Genomic DNA, 5,556 nt, shown 5'->3' with positions numbered 1-5,556 from the left:
ATCGACAGGTTAGACCGGTCAGGCCGGAATTTCCTGGACACTCTGTCCAGTCTTCCGGCCGAAGGTCGGCGCATGGGCACCGCCGAGCGGCAGATCCTCCACCACGGTGAAATGGCGGCGGCGAAGTTCCGCGAAGAAGGGGGCGGTTTCGAAGCATTCCTCCGGCGCCCAAACGCCGGGGCGCATGCCCCCGCGCAGCATGAGTTGCACGCCGATGGCGAGCCCGATCGAGGTCGCAGGGTCATTGAAGCCCGCATAGGCAGGGTTAGGGCCGCCAATGACGGCGCAATTGATGCGGTGGCTTTGCCCTCCAATCATTCCCTCGCCGATGGCGAGATGCAGTTCGTGGATTGCGCTCTCCGGGATCAGATGCCCGCGCCGCTCGATATTGCGGCGGATCAGCGCGTCGAGCAGGTCCAGCGGTTTCACGATCTGACCCTGCACGTTGATCGGTTCGTCATAGTCGTCAAAACCGGCCGAGCAGAGCGCGAGCCAACTGCGATGCTCATGCTCCGGCAGATGCAGCTTCCAGGTGAATTCACGAATGCCCTTGTCGCGGATGCCTTGCGAGAAAGGCACGGTCAGCGGCTCGGAGTGCTGGGTATACATGAACTCCGTCTGCCCCCAGGGTTCAGGCAGAATCAGCACCTCCTGACCCGAGCGGGGTCCGACCTCCTGCAGCCGGCCTTCGAGAAACTGCTGGGAGGGATTGGCATATTCGGCAAGCAGCGTCGCCAGCGAATAGGGCGGGACCAGCACTGGGCTGGGTGCGCCAAAATTTTTTGCGACCCAGAAGAGGTTGATGCGGTCGATTTGGTCCAGCCGCTCGGCAACCGCGCGACAGACCATGTTGGAAATGCCGGGATCGGCGCCGAGGCCGAGAACGGCGGTCACCCCCGCCTTGGCCCAGGCGGCATGATGCTTTTTCTGCTCGACGGTGAGCACACCCATGCCGCCATAATCGACATAGGGCCTTCCCGCCTGCCGGCAGGCATCGAAGATCACCATCTGCTGGCCCGCGAAGGTCGGCACCGCATTAATGCAAAGATCGCAATCGGCGAGCAGGTGGGCCAGCGCCTCCGCATCCGCGACATCGACCTCGACCGCGGAGAGGCGCGGATCCCCCAAACTGTCGACCAGGGCCTGGGCCGGGCCGAGCAGCCGGTCAGCGACCACCACCCGGCTGATCTGCTCCTGATGGGGCGAGATGAGGTCACGGACGGTGCCGCTCGCCATGGCGCCGGCGCCGCCGAGCACGAGAATGCGCATAGATTTGGATCCGTTCAGAAAAGGACGATCTGGCGCACGGCGGTGCCAGCCCGCATGCGGTCGAAGCCCGTATTGATCTCGGGGAGTGTCAGCCGGTCCGAAATCATGTGGTCGAGATGCAGCCGCCCCTGCAGGTAGAAATCGACGAGTTGCGGAATATCCAGGCGGAAGCGGTTGGAGCCCATGCGGCTGCCCTGAATGCGCCGGTCGGCGAGCATGGCGATGGCATCGAGTTCGAGCTTCGTCCCCCAGGGCGGAATGCCCACGATCGTCGCCATGCCGCGCGGTGCCAGCATGGCGAAGGCGGCTTCCGCCGTACGCTTCAGGCCGATGCATTCGATGGCGTGGTCAACGCCGCCATGGGTCAGCTCCAGCACCGCCTCGGCCACGTCTCCCGATGCGGCGTCCATCACGTCGGTCGCGCCGAGGGTTTTCGCGAGGTTGAGTTTGGACGCTTGCGTGTCGATGGCGATGATGCGCCCGGCGCCGGCCAGCGCCGCGCCGTTGACGGCCGCGAGGCCGACCCCGCCGCAGCCGATGATGGCGACGGTCTCGCCCGGCCGCACCGCTGCACGGTGGAAGATGGCGCCGGTGCCGGTCAGCACCGCGCAGCCGAGCAGCGCCGCGCGGTCCAGCGGCATGTCCGGACGCACCTTCACCAGCGCATGCTCATGCACCAGCACCTGCTCGGCGAAGGTCGAGGTGTTGTAGAACTGGTGCAGCACCTCGCCCTGCCAGGAGAGGCGGCGGGAGGTGCCGGGCGGCAGATTGACCTCTGGCGTGTCGCACATGGCGGGATGGCCGGTCAGGCAATGACGGCAATGGCCGCAGAAGACCGAGAGGCAGAGCACCACCGGGTCGCCCGGGCGGACATACGTCACGTCCGATCCCACCGCTTCCACGATCCCGGCGGCCTCATGGCCGAGGACGAGCGGCAGGGGATGCGGAAAGGCGCCATCCATGAAATGCAGATCGCTATGGCAGAGGCCGGTCACGGCTGTGCGCACCAGCACTTCGCGCGGGCCGGGCTTCGCGATCTGAACGTCTTCGATCGTCAACGGTTGGCCCGGCGCATGAAGGAGGGCGGCTTTCACTCTCGGGCTCCGGCGGTTGTTTCCGGGGCCGAGTCTAGGGGACCGGACCGGGCGCGCCCATCGACAATGTGGCGGGGTCGCATCGATTGAAAATCGACGCTCTGTCCAGCGGCAGGCCCTGGCGTTTCCTTCCCGGCCGGAATGGGCTAGCCCTGCGGCCGAGACCGCGCAGCGCAAGGCAGGAGAGCATGGCCCGATCCAAGGACCCCAGGACGGCGAAGAAAATCCTGGTGATCCGCCTCGGCGCGCTGGGCGATTTCATCCTCTCCTTCGGGCCTTTCGCCGCTATCCGTGCGGCCCACCCACAGGCCCATATCACGTTACTGACGACCGCGCCCTTCGCCCGCCTCGGCCGCCTCTCTCCTTGGTTCGACGAGGTGGTGATAGACCGCCGCGCCCCCTGGTGGGATGTTCGTGCCTTCCTGGAGATCCGGCGGAAGTTGAGGGGGTACGATTTCGTCTACGATCTGCAGACCTCCGGCCGCTCCAGCCGCTATTTCGCCTGGGCGGGAAAACCCGGCTGGTCCGGCATCGCCCGCGGCAGTTCCCATCCCCATGCCAATGCCGGGCGAGATGAGATGCACACCTGGGAGCGGCAGCGCGACCAACTGGCCATGGCGGGGATTGCGCTGGTGCCGGCCGCGGAGACCGATTGGCTGATCCACGCCGCGCAGCCGCCCGAGGTGCCGCAGCCTTACGCGCTGCTTGTGCCCGGCGCCTCCCCGCACCGGCCGGCGAAGCGCTGGCCGACGGTGCTCTACGGCCAGCTCGCCGTGCAGCTGATGCGCGCGGGGATCACGCCCGTTGTCGTGGGCACCGGGCCCGAAGGGGCGCTTGCCGCACGCATCCAGGAGCAATGCCCGGAGGCGGTGGACCTTACCGGCCAGACCGATCTGCCGGGCCTGGCGGCGCTTGCCGCCGGCGCGCGTTTCGCGGTGGGCAATGATACCGGGCCGATGCATCTCGCCGCCGCTGTCGGCTGTGTCTGTGTCACGCTGTTTTCCTATGCGAGCGACTTCAACCGTACCCAGCCGCGCGGGCCGGAGGGCCAGCGCTACATCGTCCTGCGCGAAGACAATCTCGCCGAGCTACCCGTGGACGAGGTGCTGGCCGCGCTGGCCCGGGGCGAGTTGATCTGAGCCGAGGTGGTCATGTCGAAGGGCGATCGCACAAAGATCATTCGTAGGGGTACGCCGGAATCAGCGGCAATGTTGGCGAACGTCAAGCGAGCAATGGCGATCACCGCCGCCCTCAATCGTTTAACAATCAACGATGCGGACGAAATTCGCGCCTTGTTCAGCGAACTTACTGGTAAACGTGTCGATGAGAGCTTTTTGCTGATCCCGCCATTCTATACTGCCGGCGGGGACGAAATCCGCGTCGGGCGCCGCGTCTTCATCAATCAGAATTGCACCTTCTATGACCTCGGCGGTCTCGATATTGCGGACGACGTCATGATCGGCCCGAATGTGAGCTTGATCACGGCGGGTCATCCCCTCGAACCGTCGCAGCGGCGCACCGCCACGATCGGAAAGCCGATTGCCATCGAGCGGAACGTCTGGATCGCAGCGGGCGCCACGATCATCGGCGGCGTCACGGTCGGCGAGAATGCCGTGGTTGCGGCGGGTTCGGTCGTGACGAAAGACGTTCCCCCGAACACCCTCGTCGGTGGGGTGCCGGCGAGGGTTATCCGCCCCATCGGGGACTGAAAGACCCTTGGCACTTCAGAGCAGGGCCCCGCGGATTATGACCGCGGGTGACCTGAGAAGGATCAGCCCGCGAGCTTCGCCCGCACGGCATCGAGCGCGGCCTCGGCCTGGGCCCCGTCCGGTCCGCCCGCCTGGGCGAGGTCGGGCCGGCCGCCGCCACCCTTGCCGCCGGCCGCTTCCGCGGCCGCACGGACGAGATCGACCGCGCTGATGCGCGCCGTGAGATCGGAGGAAACGCCGACCACGATGGAGAGCTTGCCTTCGGCGGTGGAGGCGAGGGCCACGACTCCGCTTTCGATCTGCTTGCCGATGGCCTCCGCCAGGCCCTTCAACTCCCGCGGCGATACCTCGCCCAGATTGCGGGCCGCCAGTTTCACCCCGCCGGCTTCTTCGATTTCGGCGGTGCCACCGGTCGCGAGCTTCTTCTGCGCCTCGCTGAGCTGACGCTCCAGGCGCTTGCGGTCTTCGACCAGGGCGGCGATGCGCGTCGGCAGTTCGGCCGGCGGCACTTTCAGCGTGCCTGCCGCCTCATCCAGAAGGCGCTCGGTCTCGCGCAGGCTGAGGAAGGCGCTCTCGCCCGCCACCGCCTCGATCCGCCGCACGCCGGCCGAAACACCGCTCTCGCCGACGATGCGCAGCAGGCCGATATCGCCCGTACGGCCGACATGGGTGCCGCCGCAAAGTTCGATGGAATAGGCGCCGCGCCCCTCATCGCCATCGCCCATGGAGACGACGCGCACTTCCTCACCGTATTTCTCGCCGAAGAGGGCCATGGCACCCTCGGCCACGGCGGCATCCGGGGTCATCAGCCGCGTGGTGACGGCCGAATTCTCGCGGATGCGGGCATTCACCTCGGCCTCGACGGCTGCCAGTTCCGCCGGTGTCACCGGCTTTGGATGGCTGATGTCGAAGCGCAGCCGCTCCGGCGCGTTGAGGCTGCCCTTCTGCGCGACATGGGTGCCCAGGGCACGGCGCAGCGCCTCATGCAGCAGATGGGTGGCCGAGTGATGGGCGCGGATGGCGCTGCGGCGGGTGTGGTCGACCTTGGCCTGAACCGCGAAGCCCGGGCGGGCGAGGCCGCTTTCGACGCGCCCGTAATGGACAAAGAGATCGCCGAGCTTCTTCTGCGTATCGGTGACGGTGATGACCAGCCCGTCGGCGCCCAGGATTTGGCCCTGATCGCCGACCTGGCCGCCGCTTTCGGCATAGAAGGGCGTCTGATTGAGGACGACCGCGACCTCTGTGCCGGGCATCGCGCTCGCGACCGTGGCGCCATCGGCGACCACGGCGAGAATCTCGCCCTCGGCGCTTTCGGTCGCATAGCCGAGGAATTCGGTCGCCCCGACCTTCTCCTTGAGGTCGAACCAGACCCGGTCGGTGGCGGCGTCGCCCGATCCGGCCCAGGCCGCGCGGGCGCGGCTGCGTTGCTCGGTCATCGCTTCTTCGAAGCCCGCGACATCGACCGCGCGGCCCTTCTCGCGCAG

5 protein-coding genes are annotated in these 5,556 nt (G+C 67.0%); 2 read left to right on the top strand and 3 right to left on the bottom strand.

What is annotated here, in order from left to right; translation table 11 throughout:
- Positions 1–18 precede the first annotated feature (18 nt).
- Entirely contained in the window at positions 19–1,269 is a 1,251-nt protein-coding gene (locus VL752_RS00485; RefSeq protein ID WP_325351764.1) for a saccharopine dehydrogenase family protein, read from the bottom strand.
- 14 nt (positions 1,270–1,283) lie between these two features.
- Entirely contained in the window at positions 1,284–2,363 is a 1,080-nt protein-coding gene (locus VL752_RS00480) for a Zn-dependent alcohol dehydrogenase (protein WP_325351763.1), read from the bottom strand.
- Positions 2,364–2,551: 188 nt separating this feature from the next.
- Between VL752_RS00480 and VL752_RS00475 the strand changes: the two genes are divergently transcribed.
- Entirely contained in the window at positions 2,552–3,502 is a 951-nt protein-coding gene (locus VL752_RS00475; protein ID WP_325351762.1) for a glycosyltransferase family 9 protein, read from the top strand.
- A 12-nt stretch (positions 3,503–3,514) separates the two neighbouring features.
- Positions 3,515–4,072, top strand: coding sequence for a sugar O-acetyltransferase (locus VL752_RS00470; RefSeq protein WP_325351761.1), 558 nt, complete (start codon positions 3,515–3,517; stop codon positions 4,070–4,072).
- A gap of 62 nt (positions 4,073–4,134) precedes the next feature.
- Here the strand turns inward: VL752_RS00470 and VL752_RS00465 are convergent.
- The coding region (locus tag VL752_RS00465) for an alanine--tRNA ligase-related protein (protein WP_325351760.1) at positions 4,135–5,556 on the bottom strand (1,422 nt) is incomplete at its 5' end.

Source organism: Acidisoma sp., assembly GCF_035492295.1.
GTDB lineage: Bacteria > Pseudomonadota > Alphaproteobacteria > Acetobacterales > Acetobacteraceae > Acidisoma.
Note: the sequence above shows the minus strand (reverse complement) of the source record. Positions and strands in the feature narration are given on the sequence as shown.

Bases quoted from the DNA above. Each gene is read 5' to 3' on its own strand.
- VL752_RS00485 (WP_325351764.1), bottom strand. From the start codon at position 1,269: ATGCGCATTCTCGTGCTCGGCGGCGCCGGCGCCATGGCGAGCGGCACC.
- VL752_RS00475 (WP_325351762.1), top strand. From the start codon at position 2,552: ATGGCCCGATCCAAGGACCCCAGGACGGCGAAGAAAATCCTGGTGATC.
- VL752_RS00470 (WP_325351761.1), top strand. From the start codon at position 3,515: ATGTCGAAGGGCGATCGCACAAAGATCATTCGTAGGGGTACGCCGGAA.